Source organism: Methanocrinis sp. (assembly GCF_049974945.1).
Classification (GTDB): domain Archaea; phylum Halobacteriota; class Methanosarcinia; order Methanotrichales; family Methanotrichaceae; genus Methanocrinis.
Genome location: NZ_JBNGCU010000007.1, coordinates 1 through 21,178 on the forward strand (window position 1 = coordinate 1; position 21,178 = coordinate 21,178).

A 21,178-nucleotide genomic window follows, 5' to 3' on the forward strand; every position below is an offset into this window, starting at 1 on the left:
CCCATCCTCCTTCACGCTCAAGAGAAAAGGAGTGCTGTACTCCTGGAAGGTCTTCGAAGGATAGACTATGGCCGAGATCACCACGTCGTGACTCAGGGAGTATACAGCGATCAGATCGTCTATTCGATCCCTCTCCGCACGGCTCAGCTCCCCATCCGCGAGGATCACCGGGTCCACGTCTGAGGACGCCGAATAATCCCCTCTCGAATAGGAGCCGAAGAGGAGGAGCCCGACCAGCTTATCTCCCAGCTTCTCTTTCATCTCGGCTTTCAGCTCTTCAAGGAGCTTCAAGACATCCTCGCGGTCCAATCTTTCAGCCTCCAACGCGGCGTATTTGTTTGCTGGCGTCATCTAGATTTTGCCTAACCTCCATCAATAGTGATCGCCAATGAAATAAATATATTTTCGGATGCTGCTACCATTTCATCGCGTTTAGGCAACATCGAAAGGACGATGGCGGGAACCGCGATCAACCCCGAGTCACGGCTCCTGGACATCGGCTCTGGCCCCGGCACCCTGGCCATCCGAGCCGTCCCCTCTGCCGCCTTTCCGTTCTATCCCATCTCCACTCTACCATCTCCACTCTACCCGGCATTTATGGGATCTATGGCCGGATGTAGGCCCAGCCATCGGCCTGCTTTTTCACCACCTCCCCCGTTCCCGTGGGGACGACCTCGACGAGGTCGAGAAACTCCCCCTCATCCAGCTTCATGGCCTTGATGCTCTTCGAACAGACGACGAATCGCACGCCTCTCGCGGCCAGCTCACCGACCCTGTCGCCGTAGGGGCTGGTCTTGAGGAGGGCTAATCTGAATTGGACAAGATTAAGCGCGGAATGATTGAGATGCAACAAAAGATCTTCGATCGTCTGGGCGAAAATGGAAAAGCGATCATCTCCACAATTCTCGATCAGAGCGACCAGGAACAAATGAACGATATGCTTGACCTGGTAAAGCAAGTATTATCGGAGATTCAGCATCAAGAACTTCGAAGCCCTATAAGTTCAGACGATGTCGAGCAGTCATTGAAGGTTGTTGATGACACAAGGCTCAAGGCCGCTGACAAGTTGAAATTCATACTACCCCTCATATTTTTCCAATACGAGCACGAAATCACGCTTGAGAAAGGCGTAAACCTGAGCGCCGCCTTGGGCAAGTTGGCAGGTTGGGTGAAAAAAAGGAAATAGGCCTCTGGGCGGCGGGGCCTTCCGAATTCCAGATTTGTGTTCACTCTTTTTCTCAGTAGTGCACCAGCGTCCCCTCCATCTTCGCCTTCCGGACCGCATACCGAAAGGCGAGGAGGCTCGCCGGTAAGAGCAACGCCGAGAATAGTACGAGAGTCCCCACGTCCAGCGCCAGGTCTCGCAGAGTGTAGCCCTGGAGGAGAGCGTGCCTCATCCCGTTCAGGGAGTAGGTCATCGGCAAGAGATGAGAGACGGTCTGAAGCCAGCTGGGGAGGACGGTGATGGGGAAGAAGACCCCCCCCGAATAGCTCCGAGGTGCTCATGAAGAGCATGTTTATCGGGTCGCCCCTCTTGAAGATCATGATGAAGCTGGCGGAGAGGATCCCGATGCTGGAAAAGCATACGATCGTGAGGCTGAGGATGATCAGCGCCGCGAGGGTGTTGGCGCCCGCAAGGCTCACCCCCAGAAGGACCCCTATCATGAGGTAGAGGAGGACCCGGAAGGATGCGAAGATGAAGTTGCTGAGGGTGGAGAGGGTGATGATCGACGAGGCGTCGGTGGGGGTGACCAGCATCGCCTCCAGCGTCCCCATCATCTGCTCGTCCCGGACGCTCTCGGAGAACCCCCGGAGCGAGACCATCAGGTACCCCGAGAAGGCGATCCCGATGAGGACGAAGGAGAAGTAGTCGCCGCCGTAAGGCTCAAGGTACTTCGCCCCGGCGGTCCCGATCAGCTTGGCGACGAAGTAGTAGGTGAGGATGTTGAAGAACATGAAGAAGAGCCGGAGGAAGAACTCGAACTTGTAGCTCATCTGGAGCATGTAGCTCCTCCTCACAAAGGATAGGGCCTTCCGATAGGTCACGATCATACCCCTCACCTTCATACCCCACCCCTCCTCCGGCCGAGGCCGCCGCCCCGGGGGGGGAAATCCCCTTCGGCTAGCGCGGAATCCCGGAGCCGCTGTGCCCCCTCACTCCTCAAACTTCTTTCCAGAATAATGCAGAAATACGTCGGAGAGCTTCGAGCCGTTCCCAAGATTTTCCTTCAGATCTTCAGGGCTTCCGATGACCTTGATCCTTCCGTCGTCGAAGATCGCCACCCGGTCGCAGAGCTCCTCCGCCTCCTCCAGGTTGTGGGTCGAGATGAAGATCGTCTTCCCCCGCTCTCCGACGATCTCCTCAGCGATGAAATCCCGGAGGCCCTGGGCGGCGCCCGGATCGAGGCTTCTTGTCGGCTCGTCCATGAAGAGGACCGAGGGATCGTTGAGGAGCCCTCTTGCGATGGCCATCCTCTGCTTCATCCCCGCCGAGTAGTTGAGGAAACGCTCGTCTGCGGCATATCTCAGATCCACGACCCCGAGAAGATCGTCGACCATATCTCTGGCCTCGTCGGAGTAGAAGTTGTGAAGCGAGGCGAAGAACTCCAGGTTCTGCCTTCCGGTGAGCCTCCAGTAGAAGCTCCTCTCATCGGTGGTGACCAGGCCAATCGACTCTCGAACCCGTCCGCTCTCCCTCTCCAGGTCGAAGCCGTTTATCTGGGCTGAGCCTGCCGTGGGGAGGATCAGGGTGCAGAGGATCTTTATCAGGGTCGTCTTCCCCGCCCCGTTCGGTCCCAGTATGCCGAAGACCTCCCCCTTCTCGACCGAGAGGTTGAGCCCGTCCACCGGGGTGATCCCTCCAATCGCGGGCCGACGGCGGACGAGGTCGGTGAAGCCCCTCGGCAACACAAACGTCTTGGTCAGCCTGCGCGTCTCAATGGCCTTCTCCCCGATGATCCCGCCTCCAGAAGATCTCCGCATCGAGAGCCAGAATCACGATAGCCTGATCTCCTTGATCTCCGAGAAGCTTCGGGGAAGCCCGCACCACCTCTTCCCGTTGGAAAAGAACTTCCCGTTGTGGTTAGGACGGCTGCCGTTCATCTTGATCTGCCTCACCGGGACGATGAAGGGCGCCTCGGACTGGGACCTCACCGCCACCTCCACGTTGTAGATCGCCTCGATGTTCTCGGGGGTGAGAACCGAGGCCGGATCTCCGGCGGCCATGATCTTCCCCTTCTTCATCATGATGATCCCGTGAGAGTACTTCGAGGCCAGGTTGAGGTCGTGGAGGGCGATCAGGGCCGTCATCCTCCTCTTTCGGACCAGGTCGCTCACGATGTTCATCACGTCCAGCTGGTGCCAGATGTCCAGGTTGCTGGTGGGCTCGTCGAGGAGCATCACCTTCGTCTCCTGGACCAGGGCTCTGGCGATGAGGACCTTCTGCTGCTGCCCCCCGCTCAATTCGCCAAATCCGCTCATGGCCAGATCCTCGATCCCCAGAAGCCTCAACACCTCCCAGACCTTCTCCTCGTCGTCGGAACTGCTGAGCCATCCGATGTGAGGCCTTCTGCCCATGAGGACGGTATCGAAGACGTTAGACGAGAAGGTTCGGGCCGAGCTCTGGGGGACGTAGGAGAGGTTTTTAGCGATCTCCATCCGGTCCATCTTCGTCACGTCCTTCCGGTCAATCAGGATGGACCCGCTCTTCGGAGAGAGGATCCGGTCGATGCACTTGATCAGAGTCGACTTTCCCGAGCCGTTCGGCCCCACTATCGTCACCAGACGAGAGGGCCCGATCTCAAAGCTGACGTCTTTTAAGATCATTGAGCTGTTGTAGCCAAATTCGATTCTCTTTGCCTGGAGCTGGATCATCATGCCCAAAACTCCCTCCTTCTACCTTTCAACATCAGATACATGAAGAACGGAACCCCGATCACGCTGGTCATGATCCCCGTCGGTATCACCGTGGGGGCGATCACGTTCATGGCCACGCCGTCGGCTGCGACTAATACCACGGCCCCCAAAATCCCCGAGGCCGGTATCAAAAACCGATGATCTCCGCCCAGGATCATCCGAGCCATGTGGGGCGCTACAAGCCCGATGAAGGAGATCGTCCCCGTAAAGCAGACGACCGTGGCCACCACCAGGCTCGAGACCAGCATTATGAATATCCTCACGTGCTCGGCGTTCACCCCGATGCTCTTCGCGGTCTCGTCCCCTGAGGTCATGATGTTCAGGTCCCAGGCCTTGAGCATCAGAAGAGGTATGCAGACCCCGAAGACGACCAGGATGAGGGGGATCTTGCTCCAGGAGAAGGCGGAGAGGTCTCCCATCCCCCAGGAGGTCATTAGCCGGAGCTGCTCGTCGGTGGCGAAGTACTTGAAGAGCTGGCTCATGGCGGAAAAGAAGTAGTTGACCGCGATCCCCGCCAGGATCAGGGTCTCCGAGGTGGCGCCCTTGATCGCCGCAAGCCCGATGATGAAGCAGGAGCAGAGGAGGGCGAAGAGGAAGGCATTGCCGACGAGGAGGTAGGGTCCCCCGACCAGGGAGATCCCTACGACCGCCGCAAGAGAGATCCCGAACTGGGCCCCGGCGGAGATCCCCAGGGTGAAGGGGCTGGCGAGGGGGTTCTTCAGAACCGCCTGCATTACACAGCCGCAGACCCCAAAGCCGATCCCGGCCAAAATCCCGCCCACGATCCGCGGGAACCGAATGTTCCAGACGACCCGCGAGGTGAGAGGTTCCACCTCGAAGCGGCCGGGATAGAACCGATCGATGAGGGCACGGTAGGCCTCGGCGACGGATATGTCCAGAGGTCCCAGGGTTATGATCACCCCCGTCAGGAGGACGATTAAGGCGATGAGCGCCGCCATGAAGAAGTACCGTGCGAATACGAAGGAGTCGTGGGCCTCCTGCATCCTGCTCCTCTTTCCCGCCCGGGTCGAGATCCGCCTCACCGTCTTCGCCATATCCACCACCCGGAATTACCTATCCACGACGGCCCTCGCCAGCCCTGCGGTCGCACAGATATCCTCCGCCGAGCGCCTTGGCGCGTCAGAGCCGGTGGAGACGACGATGAGGTTCTTCTCTTTAGCGATCTCGGTGAGGGTCTGAAACTCCCTCAGCTTCAGGGCGCTAGGTTTCTCCTCGTAGAGGGTGGCCGCATCGTTCATCCTCTGGGACGCCTGAAACTCGCCCTCGGCGAGGATTATCCTCGCCCTCTTCTCCCTCTCCGCCTCCGCCTGCCTTGCTATCGCCCGGAGCATATTCTCGGGGAGGGCCACGTCTCTCAAGGTGGCGGTGACCACCTTTATCCCCCAGGGGTCGGTCATCTCGTCCAGTATGATCTTAACTTCCGTGTTCAGCTCGTCCCTGTTGGAGAGGATCGTGTCCAGCTCGTTCTGGCCGAGGACGTCCCTCAAGGTCGTCTGGGCTAGAAGCGCCGTTGCAGCCCCGTAGTCCTCCACCTCCACGATTGCTTTAGTCGAGTCGGTCACCTTGTAGTAGATGACAGCGTCGACGTCGACGCTGACGTTGTCGCTGGAGATCACCGTCTGTCTCGGAACGTCCAGCTCTCGGACCCTCAGGTCCACCTTGACGATCCTGTCCACGATCGGTATTATCAGAAAGAGGCCCGGCCCCTTCTCTCCGAGGAGCTTTCCGAACCGAAAGACCACGGCCCTCTCATACTGCCTTGTGATCTTCAAAGATGAAAATAATATCAGGCCGATGGCAAGAAAGCCCGCCACGAGCCGGATGTCAAATACCACTTTTCTGCCCTCCCTAATCCGGTTTTGCGAAATTTCAGCAGATCACGAGCTCTCCGACTTGGGCCACCATATCATGGCGCTCTTGGTCCTCCGCCTGAAGAGGAGACCATCGCCGTTCCCATCTTCGAGATTTTTGGCCAAGTACTCTCTCAAAAGGGGCTCGTTCTCCTCGGGGATCTCCCTCCTCACCTTCCACCGCTCTACAGCCTCATCGAGACTTTCGTAGCGCTGGACATGCTCTGCGTCCCTGATCTCCACGTTGGCGTAGATCCCCATATCGTGGAGGATGTTGTAGAGGAGCATGTAATCGGATCGAAAGCCGCCACCTCGCCCTCGCCTCGGCGGCCTATCGTAGACCCGCTCCCAGAGCTCCTCCTCGAAGTCGTCGAAGAACCACTTGCCAGCAGCGGTGAAGATGTATACACTCTGCTTAGCCGCAGAATTCATCTTCTCCAACGCCTCCTGAAGGTCGAACATCCCCAGGGAATGAGAGGCGATGACCACGTCGTGAGGCTCGATATCGACGCCCATCTCGACATCCTCCCACCTCTTCTGGATGGCCTTGTAGTTGGAGAGCCCCTCTGCGGCCATGTTCTCCTCGAGATAGCTGAGCATCCCTCTCGACTGATCGACCACCGTCACCTGCTTTGCGATTTTTGCGATGGGAACGGAGAGGCGGCCGGTGCCAGCGCCGACGTCCAGGACGGTGCAGTCAGAATCGAGAGGGAGGCTTGCCACCTGCCTTTCTGTCCGCTCGTTCCTCCCTTTAGTCGACCTGTTGAACTCCTCTGCCCTCTTATCCCAGATCTCTCCGGAGTTTTCACGGCCTCTTCTCCTTCGCCCCTCGGAGATCATCGCCTTTCGAAGCTCGTTCCAGTTTATAATGCCGGTCAATCTTTTTCCTCCATTTTATCTCTGTATAAATGGTGAAATAAGGGAGGACCAGTCGTCTATCCCTCCCCAAATCGCCAAAGTTTACTGAGAGCTCAGCCACTCCCTCGGCCAGACCAGGTAGTCTGCGTACTCGGTGAAGACGCCGTCAACCCCCAGGAAGGCCTTGAAGATCTCGTTCCCCTCCTCCTCTATGTCCAGCTCCTCGAACTCCTGGGGGTGGAGGAGCTTGGCCATGTAGACCATGTTGAAGAGGCTTCGATCTGGAGGTCTTCCCCTGCAGTGGGGATAGAAGCAGTTGTAGACGTCACCATTCTGGACGGCGGCTATCGACTGCAAGTCGGGAGAGCTCTTGATCCAATCTATCACCTCTCTGTCATCGGGATTGCTGCAGGCGACGAAGATGTAATCGGGGTTCCAGGCGATGATCTGCTCCACGGCGACGTTGATCTCGTAGCCTTCAGCACCCTCGGCCACATTTTTGCCGCCGGCTATCTCCAGGGGATCGTAGTCTGTAAACGTCCTGGTGAAGTCGCGCCCCTCCTTGGGGTCGTAGAAGCCGAGCTTGGCACCTCGGGGAGCGAAGTAGACTTTGGGCCTCTCATCCTCGTCCAGGCCGTCGGTCACCGATCTTATCATGTCGATCTTCGACTCGACGAGAGCGATCAGCTCTTCTGCCTCCTCTTCTCTGTCGAGGACGGCGCCTACTACCTCGATCCGTCCGTAAAGGCCGTCGTCGCGGCTGTAGATCCAGCCGTCTCCTCCGGCGACGACGCAGGGGCAGCCCACCTTGCTCTCGAAGTTCTCGACGTCAGTGGCGCTGGAGGTGATGATGACGTCGGGCTCCAGGGAGGCCATCAGCTCGTAGTAGATGTCGTATCGTGTGCTCGTCTCCGGCAAGTCCGGCATCCTCCCCTCGAGGATGGTGTTGTAGCATTCGAGACATCCCTGGTCGAAGACGCCGAAGTTGGTGGGACAGAGGCAGGACTTGACCGCCTGCTCAGAGGCGACGATCTTCTCTCCATCGCCCAGGGCGATGACCAGTCGGCAGTTGTCGGGGGCCCGGGTGATGATCCTCTCCACCGGCTTATAGAAGGTCACCTCCCGCCCCTCGGTGTCTACGATCGTCCTCGGATAGTTCTCGTTGATCAGCTCGATCTTCTCCAGCTCCTCAGAGGTGATCATCCCGTCGTCGTAAGAGCTCTGGGCCTCCTCCAGCTCCTCGTCCGAGACGATCAGGTCGCCGTCCAGATCGCCGGGGACGACCACGGAGAGGGCGACCGCCTGCGGGGCGGCGAGGAAGATGGAGATCGCGAGAAGCAGCGTAAGGGGCGATCTAGCTATTTCTCCCTCGTTTCTGCATATTTTTCCCGTTTTTATACCTCCTATTTTATGACTAAATTCTACGTAATCAAGAATAATTAGCTCTATTTATCATTTTTGATGAAAATGATGTGAAAGAAGCTCGGTGAAGGTGGATGACCCTCTTCAAAGACCGATATCGTGCGCTGGCATCTCTGCCGCGACCGGATAAATGGGGTCGGGCGAGAGGAGGCCGGAGCTATTTTCGGCGAGAATATCCGGCTTCTATCTTCGCCCGTAAGCGATACGTTTATCGCTCAGTCCGATATTCTTGTGATCAGATCACGATGTCGCAGAGCCCCGTCTTCAGGAACAACCACAACCTCTTCTCCAACTACTACCTGGACGAAAGGGTGAAGCAGAACGATGAGTGGCGCGAGGATGAGGGGCTCGGCGAGGCCTTCAAGGAGATAAAGAAGCTCTTCCAAAAGAGGATCAAGATATTCCAGAACTGCAGCGAGGCGATGCTGGAGGACTCCCTGATAAGGCCGATATTCAGAATTCTAGATCACCATTTCGGGATCCAGGAGTCGGTATACCGGGGAGCATACCGGCCCGATTACAGCTTCTTTGCCGATCCCGACAGCCTGGCTGAGGCCTACGATCGCAGGGAGAGCGACGATTTTTATCTCAGGGCGGTGGCCATCGGCGACGCCAAAGCCTGGAACGTATCTCTCGATAAGACCCAAAAGAGGGTCGGCGGCTTCAACATCCAGAACCCGAGCTACCAGATAGACATCTACCTTAGGAACACCCCGCCGGAGTGGGCGATCCTGACCAACGGGGGGCGCTGGAGGCTCTATCACCAGGATACGAGCTACCGGCTCGACAGCTACTACGAGATCGACCTCTTAAACCTGATCGAGAGGGGGTCACCGGAGGAGTTCAAGTATTTTTACCTCTTCTTCCGGCGGGAGGCCTTCCTTCCGGGAAGGGACGGAAGGTCCTTTCTGGACCGGGTGAAGGAGGGGAGCGTAGCCTACACCCGGAAGGTGGGTGACGACCTCCAGGAGAACGTCTACCGGGCGATGAAGGTCCTGGCCGAGGGATTTCTGAGGAGCCGATCGGAGGGGCTCAGTCCGGCGGAGTCCGGCCATCTCGTCGAGGAGATCAGGGAGAACGCCCTGCGGCTCCTCTACCGGCTCCTCTTCATCTTCTATGCGGAGAGCAGGGACCTTCTAAACGTCGAGAACGAGCACTACCGGCAGCTGAGCCTCCAGAGGCTGAAGATGGAGGTGGCGGAGAAGCTGGACGGGAGGGAGCCTCTGCTTCCGATCAGCACCGCCTTCTGGGATCGGCTCTCAAACCTATTCCGGCTGATCAACGAGGGAAGCGAGAAGCTCGGAATTCCGAGGGAGGAGTTTTACATCCCGCCCTACAACGGCGGCCTCTTCGATCCGGAGAAGAACCCCTTCCTCACCGAGAGGAGGATCGGAGACCGTTTCGTGGCGGAGGCGGTCGACCTTCTCGCCCGCTCGGATGGCGGCGAGAGGAAGGTCTTCGTCGACTACTCCTCCCTGGAGATCCGCCACCTCGGCTCGATCTACGAGGGGCTCCTCGAATACCGGCTGAGGGCGGCGGAGGAGGAGATGGTGGCGGTCTCCGAGAAGGGGGCCGAGAGGTGGGTCCCCGCCAGGGAGGCGGGAGGCGAAGAGGGCGAAGGCGGAAGAGGGGACGAGAGGAGCAGAGGCGGCAGGGCGAGGGAGAAGGCGAAGGCGAGCGACCGGGTCTCACCGGGCGGGGTCTACCTGGTGACCGACAAGGGCGAGAGGAAGGCCACCGGATCCTACTACACCCCCGACAGCCTGGTGAAGCACCTGGTGGAGAGCGCCATCGACCCCCTGATCAGGCCGAAGATCGAGGAGTGCATGATGGGCTCAGGAGAGGGGGAGGAGTTCGTCGATTACATCCTCTCCCTGAAGGTGATCGACCCGTCGATGGGGAGCGGCCACTTCCTGGTGGAGGCGACCGACCATCTGGCCCGGTACCTGATCCAGGCGAAGATGACCGCCGCCCCCGAGGGGGAGGACGAGGAGGAGGTGGCCGAGCACGACATCCAGTGGGCGAGGAGGGAGGTGGTCCGAAACTGCATCTACGGCGTGGACTTAAACCCCATGGCCGTCGAGCTGGCCAAGCTCTCCCTCTGGCTCACCACCGTCGCCTCGAACAAGCCGTTGAGCTTCCTCGACCACCACCTCAAGTGCGGAAACAGCCTGATCGGGGCGGAGCTGGGGCCGGAGATGAAGGGCGTCCTCCTCCTCCCGGCGGCGAGGGGGAGAGGCGGGAGCGGCGGGCGGCGCGCCAGAGGCGGGGGCGCCAGCGGCCAGAGGGAGACGAAGGGCTCCCCCGACGCCTCCCAGTCGGCGCGGTGGATGCAGTTCGTCCTGAGGAGGCACGGCGAGATCTACAACGAGAAGATCTCCGGCCTCACCGCCCGGGCCGACGACGACCTGGAGACGGTCAAGTGGAAGGAGGAGGAGTACAGGAGGCTGAGGGGGTCGGAACATACCAGGCGGCTGGAGGAGCTGGCGAACGTCTGGCTCTCGACCTACTTCGGAAACGAGGTGGACGAGGAGGAGTACGCCGACCTTCAGCACCGGCTCAGCGAGGAAGCAAGCCCCGACTGGAGCAGCATCAGGAGGCTGGAGTGGTTCGAAAAGGCCCAAAATTTAGCAGAAAAGGTCCGCTTCTTCCACTGGGAGCTGGAGTTTCCGGAGGTCTTCTTCGGAGAGGGCCGGGGCTTTGACGTCGTCCTGGGAAACCCGCCCTGGGAGAGGATCAAGCTCCAGGAGAAGGAGTTTTTCGCCTCCCGCGACCCCGAGATCGCCAAGGCCCCCACCGCCGCCGCCAGGCGCAAGCTCATCGGCCGGCTCCCAGAGACAAACCCCGCCCTGGCAGCGGAGTACGAGGCCGCCCTCCAGCAGAGCCAGGACGAGAGCAACTTCATCCGCAACTCGGGCCGCTACCCCCTCACCGGAGTGGGGGACGTCAACGTCTACGCCGTCTTTGCGGAGCTGGCCCAGTCCCTGGTCAAATCCAAGGGAAGGGCCGGGATCATCGTCCCCAGCGGGATTGCGACGGATTACACTTACCGGAACTTCTTCCAGGATCTTGTAGATAGACAATCTCTTGTGAGCCTCTTTGATTTCGAGAATCGGGAGAAGCTATTTCCCGATGTAGATAGCCGAATGAAATTTACTTTACTGACTACGACCGGAGGTGCACAATTTCCACTAGCTGATTTTGCTTTTTTCCTGCACAATATGAAAGACTTAGCTGACGAAAAACGCCATTTCACTTTAACCCGAGAAGACCTAAATCTGATTAATCCTAACACATTAACTTGCCCTATTTTCCGAACAAAAACGGACGCAGAAATAACCCGCAAAATCTATCTTACTGCACCTGTAATGGCCAACGAAAAAACTGAAACAAACTCGTGGAATGTGCGTTTTGCCACTATATTCCACATGGCAAATGACTCGTACCGATTTCGCAAAGCTGAGGACCTAATTGCAAACAGCTTTAAGTTGAAAGGAAATGTATTTATTAAAAATAGTGATATAAATTTACCACTATATGAAGCTAAGATGTTTATGCCTTATGATCATCGTGCTGCAAATGTTGTTGAGGATAATTCGAGATTATTTCGTCCAGGTCAACCTGATGTCACCTCAATCGAAGAGCATACGAATCCCGAATTCGTTGTAGTACCTCGATATTGGGTTTCGAAAGATGAAGTAATAAATAATGTCCCCGATGACACCTCACGTTCATGGCTTTTTGGATATAAAAATGTGACGAGTTCTACGAATGAGCGTACTTTCTTGGGAACAATCCTTCCATTTGTCGCAGCAGGACATTCAATACAATTCATATTTTCAAATAGGCGGTCAATCGAAAAATGTGCTCTAGTCGCAAATCTCAACACGTTCATCTTCGACTTCGTAGCCAGGCAAAAACTTGGAGGAAATAATTTCAGTTACTTTATTCTCAAGCAGCTCCCCGTCATCCCGCCCGACCGCTACACCCCAGAGCTCCTCGACTTCATCGTCCCCAGGGTGGTGGAGCTGACCTACACCGCCTGGGACCTTCTCCCCTTCGCAGAGGACGTGCTGAAGGAGGTGGGAGAGGAGACCTGGAGCCGCTGGTTCCCGGATAATCCCCCCGACGGCGAGGGGAAACCCGCGCCCTTCCTCTGGGACGAGGAGAGGCGGGCGGCTCTCAGGGCCGATCTCGACGGCCTGTATGCTCATCTCTACCAGCTCGACCGGGAGGACCTCCACCAGATCCTCGACACCTTCCCCATCGTGAAGAGGAAAGACGAGGCGAGGTACGGCGAGTTTCGGACGAAGAGGCTGGTTTTGGAGGCCTTCGATCGGCTGGCGTCGCTGGGATAGGGGGAGGGGAGGCGGCCTTAGATCCGGGACTTCGGGACTCCGGGACGGCGAGATTGCTCGCCAGATCTTTCAGCAATCCCCTCTGGCCGGGTGGGTGTAGCAGATCCCGTCGGGCCCCATGATCATGGACATGGGCCTCGCCCTCTCAAAGTCCATCCCGCCCTTTTCATCGAAGAAGTCGTCGTTTCCCTCCAGGTGGACGACCCTCCCCACGATCAGGGAGTACCTCTCCCGGAGGATCTCCTCAACGAGGACGCACTCCATCCAGGCGACGCATCCCCCGATCCCCGGAGGCGCGACCTTGGCAGAGGGGCGGGGAACGAGGCCAGCCTCCTCGAACTCGTCGGTCTCGGGCGGGAAATTCTTCGCGCAGACGTCGACCGCCTCTGCCATCTCCACGGATGGGACGTTCACCACGAACTCGCCCGTATCCCGGATGTTCTCCAGGGTATCTCGCTTCAGCCAGGAGGCGATGGCGATCTCGTCGGTGGGCCTCAGGATGGGCATGATGCAGCCCCAGGGGGCGGCGTTTCTCACGCCCTCCTTCGATATCGTCGATATGAGGACCACCGGCATGGGCAGAACCTGTCCTCTCATACTCGGTTTCAGAATCACGTTCGATCACCTTCTCTTGATATCTCAATTTCAATTTATAATACTTCAACATATAATATACAATATATAAGTATGTAATATACAATATACAATATATAAGTATATAATATTTCAATTCTGAAGCTCAAAGACGCCACGGCGAATACCACACCGTCGAAGAGGGTCGTCTTCCCCGAGCCGTTGGGGCCCAGGAAGGCGAATACCTCCGCGCGGGGCTGACCCTGAGATCTACCCCGTCCAGGGCCTTCGTCCCGCCGTTGTAGACCTTGGTGAGCCCCTCGCCTCAATCGCAGATTCCATCTCCACCCGCCCGAACTCGGTTATAACTTTTGCATTGGAGTATGAACATTGCGCTACGTTCAATCCGATTCGTATAAAAAATTAGCGACATCCTCATGCCTCCCGACGGAGGGCGACGCCCGGCCGGATATAACGCTGCAGTTCTGCACCTTTATCTGAGGTTATCCGGAGAACAAACCAAAAAAATATAAATAATCGGGTTCAATTCTCGTCACGGCCGTTCACTTAATGCCGGACTGGATGATAGCATGAGTCAGAAAGTAGATGCTGTGCAAGAGCGATTTAGGGCATTGGGAGAGGAGATCCCGGACGTGACCCGCGCACTGACGGAGCTGCATGACCAGGTGACCAGAGAGGGCGCCCTGGATGCGAAGACCAAAGAGCTGATCTTGGTGGCGATCTCCGTGGCCATCAGATGCGAGTACTGCCTCTGGAACCACGTGCCCATGGCGGCGAAGCTTGGAGCCAGCCGCCGGGAGATCCTGGAGGCGACGGGCGCGGCCATACTCATGTCCGGCGGACCCGGCGCAGCCTACGGATCGATGGTGGTTCTGGAGATCCTGGACGAGCTGAAGATCTGAGGAGGAGAAGGAGGCGAAGAGCGGGAGAGAAGGTCGAGGCGAAAAGATCGCATATCAGATCCACCCTATATCAGATCGACCCTTCTACAGAACCTGCCTCAGTTTATCCGCGCCACCGCCGCCACCTCGTCACCGGGCTTGAGGCGCATGATCCGGACGCCCTGGGTCGCCCGTCCCTGGACCCTGATGTCGGAGGCGGGGATCCTGATCAGGACCCCGTCCTTGGTCGTGATCATCAGCTCGTCATCCTGGGAGACGGTCTTGGAGGCGACGACCTCCCCCCTCCTCGGATCGATGTTCTTCATCCCTTTGCCGCCCCGCCGGTGGGGCGAGTACTCGGATAGCTCGGTCCTCTTCCCGTACCCCTCCTTGGTCACGGTGAGGAGAGAGGCACCGGGCCGGACCACGTCCATGCAGATCACCTTGTCGTCGTCTTCAAGGGAGATCCCCCGGACCCCCATCGACCCCCTGTTGCTCGGCCGCACGTCCCCCTCGGAGAACCGGATCGCCTTGCCCTGGGCCGTGGCCAGGATCAGGTCCTGCTCGCCGCCGGTGAGCTTCGCCGCCACCAGGCTATCGCCCCGGAGGTTCACGGCCTTGATCCCTCCCTTCCGGGGGTTTCTGTAGGCCCTGATGGGGGTCTTGACGACCTGACCCTTGGAGGTCGCCATCACGATGTAGCCCTCGGAGTCGAAGCTCTTGACCGGGATCGCCTCGGTGATCCTCTCGTCGGCCTCGAGCGAGAGGAGGTTTACGATCGCCTTGCCCCGGGCGGTCCTCCCCAGGGCCGGAACGTCGTAGACCCGGAGCCAGTGGGCTTTGCCCATATCGGTGAAGAAGAGGATGTACTCGTGGGTCGAGGCGACGAAGAGGTCTGTTACGAAGTCCTCGCTCTTGGTATCGGCCCCCATGACGCCCATCCCGCCCCGCCTCTGCTGGCGGTAGGCGGTGAGGGGCTGCCTCTTGATGTAGCCGTCGCTGGTGATCGTCACCGCCACCTCCTCCTCCTGGATCAGGTCATCGAGGTCGATCTCCTCCTCGGCCTCGATGATCGCGGTCCTCCTCGCGCCGCCGTACTTTCCGACCAGCTCGGAGAGCTCCGTCTTGATGATATTCAGGACCTGCCTCGAGTCGGCCAGAATCTCCTTGAACCTCGATATGGCTACCTCGAGATCGGCCTCCTCGGACCTGATCTTCCCCTGTTCGAGGGCGGTGAGCCTCTGGAGCCTCATATCCAGGATCGCCTTCGTCTGCTCCTCGGAGAGGCCGAAGGCCTCGGTCAGGGCAGCCCTTGCTTCGGCCGGCGATTCAGCCGCCCTTATGAGCTTGATCGCCTCGTCGAGGTTCTCGAGGGCGACGAGGAGGCCCGCCAGAATGTGGGCCCTCTTCTCGGCCCGGTCGAGGTCGAAGCGGGTCCTCCTCTCGATCACCTCGGACCGGTGGCTTATGTACTGCTCCAGGATATCTTTTAGGGGGAGGGTCGCGGGCTGGCCGTCGACGAGGACGACGTTGATTATGCCGTAAGAGGTCTCAAGCTGGGTCTGCCGGTGAAGCTGGTTGATGACCACCTCGGGGTTGGTCCCAGACCGAAGCTCGATGACGAGCCTGATCCCCTCCCGGTCCGACTCGTCCCGGAGGTCGGAGATCCCGTCGACCCGCTCCGCCTTTATCAGGTCGGCTATCGTCTCCACCACCTTGGCCTTGTTCACCTGGTAAGGGAGCTCCGTCACGATTATCTTCGGCCTTTCTCCCCGCTCGATCACCGACTTCGCCCGAAGCTTGATGATCCCCCTTCCCGTGGCGTAGGCCGACTCTATCCCCGATCTTCCGAGGATGTAGCCGCCGGTGGGAAAGTCGGGCCCCGGGATCGACTCCATCAGGTCGGCGAGGTCGGCGTCGGGATCATCGATCAATTTTACGACCGCCTCCGCCACCTCGTTCAGGTTGTGGGGGGGGAGGTTCGTCGCCATCCCCACGGCGATACCGGTGGAGCCGTTTACGAGGAGGTTGGGGAGCTTCGAGGGGAGGACCGACGGCTCTTTGAGAGTGTCGTCGTAGTTGGGAACGAAGTCTACGGTATCCTTCCCGATATCGGTCAGCATCTCTCCCGCGATCTCCGCGAGGCGGACCTCGGTGTACCTCATCGCCGCCGCGGGATCACCGTCGATGGAGCCGAAGTTGCCCTGGCCGTCTATGAGGGGATACCGCATCGAGAAGTCCTGGGCCATCCTCACCATCGTCTCGTAGATGGCGGCGTCGCCGTGGGGATGGTACTTACCCATCACGTCACCGACCACCCTCGCCGACTTCTTGTAGGGCTGGTCTGAGGTCATCCCCTGCTCGAACATGGCGTAGAGGATCCGCCGGTGGACCGGCTTGAGGCCGTCCCGCACGTCGGGAAGGGCCCTGCCCACGATGACGCTCATGGCGTAGTCTATGTAAGAGGACTTCATCTCCGAAGTTATGTCCACGTCGATCTCTGTCATCCTCTATCACCTCAGACGTCCAGGTTCCTGACGTCCCTCGCGTGAGCCTCGATGAACTCGCGCCTCGGCTCCACCCTCTCGCCCATCAAAATCGAGAAGATCTCGTCCGCCTCCATGGCGTCCTCCAGGGTCACCTTCAGCATCGTTCTGTTCTCGGGGTCCATCGTCGTCTCCCAGAGCTGTTCTGGGTTCATCTCTCCCAGGCCCTTGTACCTCTGAACATTCGCCTTCCCCCCGGTCGCCTCCAGGGTCCTCGCCAGCTCCGAGTCAGAATAAGCGTAGCTGGTCGACTTCCCTCTCTTGATCTGGTAGAGGGGGGGCTGGGCTATGTAGACGTAACCCGCCTCGACCAGCTCGCGCATGTACCGATAGAAGAAGGTCAACAGGAGGGTCCTTATGTGGGAGCCGTCGACGTCGGCATCGGTCATTATCACCACCTTGTGGTACCTCGCTCGCTCGAGCTGGAAGTCGTCGCCGATCCCGGTGCCGAGGGCGGTGATGATGTTTCGGATCTCCTTGTTCTTCAGGATCTTGTCCAGCCTCGCCCTCTCCACGTTAAGGATCTTGCCCCGCAGGGGAAGGATCGCCTGAAAGTGTCTGTTTCTCCCCTGCTTCGCAGAGCCGCCCGCCGACTCACCCTCCACGATGTAGATCTCTGAGAGCTTGGGATCCTTCTCAGCGCAGTCGGCGAGCTTTCCGGGAAGGCCGCCGGAGCTGAGGGCGTTCTTCCTCCTGGTCAGCTCTCTCGCCTTCCGGGCCGCAACCCTCGCCCTATAGGCCTGGGTCGCCTTATCGACTATCTTGGATATCACCTGCGGGTTCTCCTCAAAGAACTCGGAGAGACCCTCGGAGACGAGAGTGCTGACGATACCGCCGACGGCGCTGTTTCCGAGCTTCGTCTTGGTCTGCCCCTCGAACTGGGGATCGGCGAGCCTCACGCTTATCACCGCCACCAGCCCCTCCCGGAGATCATCGCCGGTGAGCTTGGTATCGTCTTTGAGGAGCTTATTCTCCCGCGCGTACTCGTTGGTGGTCTTGGTGAGGGCCGCTCGGAAGCCCGAGAGGTGGGTTCCGCCCTCCCGGGTGTTGATGTTGTTGGCGAAGGAGAGGACGTTCTCGTTGTAGGTGTTGTTGTACTGAAGGGCCACCTCAACGGATGTTCCCTCCTTCTCCCGAGAGAAGTAGATGGGGGGCGAGTGAAGAACGTCCTTGTTCTTGTTGAGGTGCTCGACGAAGGAGACGATACCTCCCTCGTAGAGGTGTTCCCTCCTCTTTCCGGTCTTCTCGTCCTGTATCGCGATCTTCAGGCCGCGGTTTAAGAAGGCCAGCTCCCGGAGCCTGCTGGCCAGGGTATCGAAGCTGAACTCGACGCTCTCGAAGATCTCGGGGTCGGGCTTGAACCGGACCGTCGTTCCGGTATGGTCGGAGACGCCGTGGACCTCCAGGTCGGAGACGGGCCTTCCCCGCTGATACCTCTGCCAATAGATGAGACTGTCTCTCCTCACCTCCACCTCGAGCCACTCCGAGAGGGCGTTGACCACCGAGACCCCGACGCCGTGAAGGCCTCCCGATACCTTGTAGGACTTGTGGTCAAACTTTCCCCCAGCGTGGAGCATCGTCATCACGATCTCCACCGCTGGCTTCTTGTAATGCTCGTGGATGTCTACGGGGATGCCTCTCCCATCATCGCTCACTGAGACGGTGCCGTCGGCGTGGAGGATCAGGTTGATCTCCGAGCAGCGGCCGGCCATCGCCTCGTCTATGCTGTTGTCCACCACCTCGTAGACGAGATGGTGGAGGCCCGCCGAATTGGTGCTTCCTATGTACATGGCGGGCCTTCGCCTGACGGCATCAAGGCCCTCCAGAACCTGGATGGTGCTGGCGTCGTACTCCTCTATTACTTCGCTCAAGACCGGATTTACCCCCGATTACATAAATAACCCAGAATCAAATTATCGCATTATATATAACGGTTTGCCTGGACTAATCGGCAACCGGCAACTGCGAAATTTTGATATGGACAGTTTTATTCGAATGCTTGATTCTTCTGCCATCTCGATACGGGAAGGTACGGATTGACCTACGGATACTTAGCCTTAACTGGCCCATCACGACCGGCCAGGATTCTCGGAAAAGGCAGGAAGATACAACAGCGAGCTAGACCGATCCATCGACCGGAACGAACTTCGTCCCGTAGTATATTATGCCCCTGTCCCCCTCCTTTCCCAAGATCCGAAAGACCGGCTTCACCCTCATCCCGATCTTGATCTCTTCGGGGCTGCAGATCACCTGGCCCGTGAGCCTCGGTCCCTCCAAGAGCTCGATGATGGCGAGGTTGTAGGGGGTCTGCCTCTTGAAGTCGTCGGTGGCGTTGTAGATGGTGGTGTAGGTCACCACCGTCCCCAGGCCAGCGAACTTGTGATCCTCCATCTTGGCGTTCCTGCGACAGTTGGGGCAGATCGTCCTCGGCGGGTAGTAGTACTCGTCGCAGTTCTCGCAGTGGGTCCCCACCAGGTTGTACCTCTGGGGTATATGTCTCCAGAATCTCGGAACTGTGGACATCTCGTCACCTCGACATTATGTGGACGAGGGCGGTGCCGCCACACCCGCCGACGTTGTGAGCGAGACCGACCTCCGCACCGTCGACCTGCCGCTTTCCGGCCTCGCCCCGGAGCTGAAGGACCATCTCGTAGGCCTGCTTGATACCGGTGGCGCCCACGGGATGACCGCAGGCCTTGAGGCCTCCGGAGGTGTTTATGGGGATCTCGCCCCCGATCGCGGTCAGCCCCTCCTCGGCGGCCCTGCCGCCCTCGCCCTTCTCGACGAATCCCAGATCCTCGATGGCCACGATCTCCCCTATGGTGAAGGCGTCGTGGACCTCGGCGAAGTCGATCTCTTTCGGCCCCAGCCTCGCCTGGTCGAAGGCCTTCCTGGCGGCGTGAACCGATGCGTCCAGGGTCGTTATCTCCCTTCGGTCGTGGAGGGCGAGGGTGTCGCTCGCCTGGGACGCCGCCAGGATCTTTATCGGCGCGTCGGAGTACCTGTGAGCGATTTCAGCGGGGGCCAGGACTACGGCGGCCGCGCCGTCGGTGATCGGAGAGCAATCCAGGACCCGGAGGGGGTCGGCGACGAGGGGCGACCTCAGCACCTTATCGACCGAGATCTCCATCTGGTACTGGGATATCGGGTTCATGCTGCCGTGGTGATGGTTCTTGACGGCCACCGCGGCGAGCTCCTCCCGGGTCGTCCCGTATTGGTGCATGTGAAGCCGTGCGATCATGGCGTAGAGGGCCGGAAAGGTCGCACCGAAGAAGCACTCCCACTCCCGGTCGGCGGCGGCGGCGAGAGCATCGGCGGCGACGCCGCCGGTGACGTCGGTCATCTTCTCGACCCCGGCTGCGATGACCACGTCGGAGTAGCCGCTGGCCACCGCCAGGACCGCCTGCCTCAGGGCGAGCCCCCCCGAGGCGCAGGCCGCCTCGACCCGGGTGCTGGGGATGTGAAGCCTCGAGAGGCCGGCGCAGTCGGAGATGAGGGCGCCGATATGCTCCTGCTCCACGAACCGACCGCCGCTCATGTTTCCGACGTAGAGGCCGTCTATCTCCTCGCCGCCGACACCGGCGTCCTCGATGGCCATGATGCCGGTCTCCACCACCAGGTCGCGGAGCGAATCGTCCCACCGCTCCCCAAACCGGGTACATCCGGCTCCGATAATCGATACAGGTCTCATAATCTCACAGCCGCAGCTTTCCCTTGTGCTTGGCGTAAACCGCGTAGTCCAGGTACTGGACGTTCTCGAAGTAGTCCCTCACCTTGGGGGCGCGATCCCGGACGTCCTCTATCCCGTCTTTCACCCTTATGCTGAAGGCGTCGCTTCCCGCCCCCGACCCGAAGCTCGCGAGAAATATCCTATCCCCGGGCCGGGCGACGTCCAGGGTCGCGGCGAGACCGATGAGGCTCGAGCCCGAGTAGGTGTTCCCGATCCAGGGCACGACGAGCCCCGGCTCGATCTGATCTTGCGAAAACCCGAGCTGGGCCGCCACCCTCACGGGGAACTTGCCGTTGGGCTGGTGGAAGACCGCATAATCGTAATCCTCGGGGATGGTCCTCATCTTCTTCAATAGCCCCCGGGTGGCGCTGGTGACGTGCTTGAAGTAGCCGGGCTCGCCGGTGAACCTCCCGCCGTGCTCGGGGTAGGGCATCCCCTCGCGCCTCCAGAAGTCGGGGGTGTCGGTGGTGAAGGAGTAGAAGCCCTCGATCTCGGCCGCCAGGTCCTCGCGGCCTATGATGTAGGCGGCGGCCCCCGCCGCCGCGGTGTACTCCAGGGCATCTCCGGGCGCGCCCTGGCTGGTGTCGGTCCCGACGGCGAGCCCCAGGTCGACCAGGTTCGCGGTCACAAGGCCCAGGCAGGCCTGGACCGCCGCCGTACCGGCCTTGCAGGCGAACTCGAAGTCCGCCGCGGTCAGCTCGTGGTTGACCCCTACGGCCTCTCCGATGATGGTTCCGGTCGGCTTTACGGCGTAGGGGTGGCTCTCAGACCCGGCGTAGATCGCACCGATCCTGCCAGGATCGATGGAAGCTCGTTTGATGGCGTTTCTGGCGGCTTCGACGGCGATCGTCACCGCGTCCTCGTCGAGGTCCGGAACGGACTTCTCGAAGACGTTGAGGTTTTGGGCCATATCCTCCCTCTCGCCCCAGACCCTGGCGATCTCCTCAGCCCGTATCCTGTACCTGGGCACGTAGATCCCATAGCTCACTATTCCCGCGGGCAA

The 21,178-nt window shown here is 59.4% G+C and carries 17 protein-coding genes; 2 read left to right on the forward strand and 15 right to left on the reverse strand.

Features of this window, described 5'->3' with window-relative positions:
* The 9 genes from ACP5EL_RS01505 to ACP5EL_RS01545 form a co-directional block, all read right to left on the reverse strand.
* On the reverse strand, positions 1-309 hold a 309-nt coding region (locus tag ACP5EL_RS01505), incomplete at its 3' end, for a nucleotidyltransferase family protein (RefSeq protein WP_428400676.1).
* 295 nt (positions 310-604) lie between these two features.
* Positions 605-850 carry a DsrE family protein gene (locus ACP5EL_RS01510; RefSeq protein ID WP_428400677.1) on the reverse strand — a complete coding sequence of 82 codons (246 nt, stop codon included), beginning with the start codon at positions 848-850 and terminating at the stop codon, positions 605-607.
* 128 nt (positions 851-978) lie between these two features.
* On the reverse strand, positions 979-2,067 hold the full coding sequence (locus ACP5EL_RS01515; RefSeq protein WP_428400678.1) for an ABC transporter permease: 1,089 nt from the start codon (positions 2,065-2,067) through the stop codon (positions 979-981).
* A gap of 87 nt (positions 2,068-2,154) precedes the next feature.
* Complete coding sequence (locus ACP5EL_RS01520) at positions 2,155-2,982, reverse strand: ABC transporter ATP-binding protein (protein ID WP_428400679.1); 828 nt, start codon at positions 2,980-2,982, stop codon at positions 2,155-2,157.
* 12 nt (positions 2,983-2,994) lie between these two features.
* Complete coding sequence (locus tag ACP5EL_RS01525; RefSeq protein WP_428400705.1) at positions 2,995-3,876, reverse strand: ABC transporter ATP-binding protein; 882 nt, start codon at positions 3,874-3,876, stop codon at positions 2,995-2,997.
* Positions 3,873-4,970 (reverse strand): FecCD family ABC transporter permease, encoded by a 1,098-nt coding sequence (locus tag ACP5EL_RS01530; protein ID WP_428400680.1) that lies wholly within the window; start codon positions 4,968-4,970, stop codon positions 3,873-3,875. The genes ACP5EL_RS01525 and ACP5EL_RS01530 overlap by 4 nt, the downstream gene beginning before the upstream one ends.
* Before the next feature lie 15 nt (positions 4,971-4,985).
* A complete protein-coding gene (locus ACP5EL_RS01535) occupies positions 4,986-5,771 on the reverse strand; it encodes a slipin family protein (RefSeq protein WP_428400681.1) in 786 nt (261 codons plus the stop codon).
* A 42-nt stretch (positions 5,772-5,813) separates the two neighbouring features.
* Positions 5,814-6,665 (reverse strand): class I SAM-dependent methyltransferase, encoded by an 852-nt coding sequence (locus tag ACP5EL_RS01540; RefSeq protein WP_428400682.1) that lies wholly within the window; start codon positions 6,663-6,665, stop codon positions 5,814-5,816.
* A gap of 81 nt (positions 6,666-6,746) precedes the next feature.
* Positions 6,747-7,931: an ABC transporter substrate-binding protein gene (locus ACP5EL_RS01545; RefSeq protein WP_428400683.1), complete on the reverse strand. Its 1,185-nt coding sequence runs from the start codon at positions 7,929-7,931 to the stop codon at positions 6,747-6,749.
* Positions 7,932-8,311: 380 nt separating this feature from the next.
* Here ACP5EL_RS01545 and ACP5EL_RS01550 point away from each other — a divergent pair, with 380 nt between their 5' ends.
* The gene (locus tag ACP5EL_RS01550; protein WP_428400684.1) at positions 8,312-12,424 is read left to right on the forward strand and encodes an Eco57I restriction-modification methylase domain-containing protein; all 4,113 of its coding nucleotides are present in this window, start codon (positions 8,312-8,314) and stop codon (positions 12,422-12,424) included.
* Between the two features lie 69 nt (positions 12,425-12,493).
* Here the strand turns inward: ACP5EL_RS01550 and ACP5EL_RS01555 are convergent, their stop codons facing one another.
* Positions 12,494-13,039: a flavin reductase family protein gene (locus tag ACP5EL_RS01555; protein ID WP_428400685.1), complete on the reverse strand. Its 546-nt coding sequence runs from the start codon at positions 13,037-13,039 to the stop codon at positions 12,494-12,496.
* Positions 13,040-13,650: 611 nt separating this feature from the next.
* Here ACP5EL_RS01555 and ACP5EL_RS01560 point away from each other — a divergent pair.
* Complete coding sequence (locus ACP5EL_RS01560; RefSeq protein WP_428400686.1) at positions 13,651-13,920, forward strand: carboxymuconolactone decarboxylase family protein; 270 nt, start codon at positions 13,651-13,653, stop codon at positions 13,918-13,920.
* 98 nt (positions 13,921-14,018) lie between these two features.
* On the opposite strand, the gene gyrA is transcribed toward ACP5EL_RS01560, so the two are convergent.
* The 5 genes from gyrA to ACP5EL_RS01585 all read right to left on the reverse strand — a co-directional run bounded on the left by gyrA (position 14,019) and on the right by ACP5EL_RS01585 (position 21,178).
* Complete coding sequence (gene gyrA, locus ACP5EL_RS01565) at positions 14,019-16,406, reverse strand: DNA gyrase subunit A (protein ID WP_428400687.1); 2,388 nt, start codon at positions 16,404-16,406, stop codon at positions 14,019-14,021.
* 11 nt (positions 16,407-16,417) lie between these two features.
* Positions 16,418-18,316, reverse strand: coding sequence for a DNA topoisomerase (ATP-hydrolyzing) subunit B (gyrB, locus tag ACP5EL_RS01570; RefSeq protein WP_428400688.1), 1,899 nt, complete (start codon positions 18,314-18,316; stop codon positions 16,418-16,420).
* A gap of 247 nt (positions 18,317-18,563) precedes the next feature.
* A complete protein-coding gene (locus ACP5EL_RS01575; RefSeq protein ID WP_428400689.1) occupies positions 18,564-18,968 on the reverse strand; it encodes a Zn-ribbon domain-containing OB-fold protein in 405 nt (134 codons plus the stop codon).
* A gap of 4 nt (positions 18,969-18,972) precedes the next feature.
* Positions 18,973-20,136, reverse strand: a complete 1,164-nt coding sequence (locus ACP5EL_RS01580; RefSeq protein WP_428400690.1) for a thiolase domain-containing protein — start codon at positions 20,134-20,136, stop codon at positions 18,973-18,975.
* 4 nt (positions 20,137-20,140) lie between these two features.
* Positions 20,141-21,178 carry a hydroxymethylglutaryl-CoA synthase gene (locus tag ACP5EL_RS01585; RefSeq protein WP_428400691.1) on the reverse strand — a complete coding sequence of 346 codons (1,038 nt, stop codon included), beginning with the start codon at positions 21,176-21,178 and terminating at the stop codon, positions 20,141-20,143.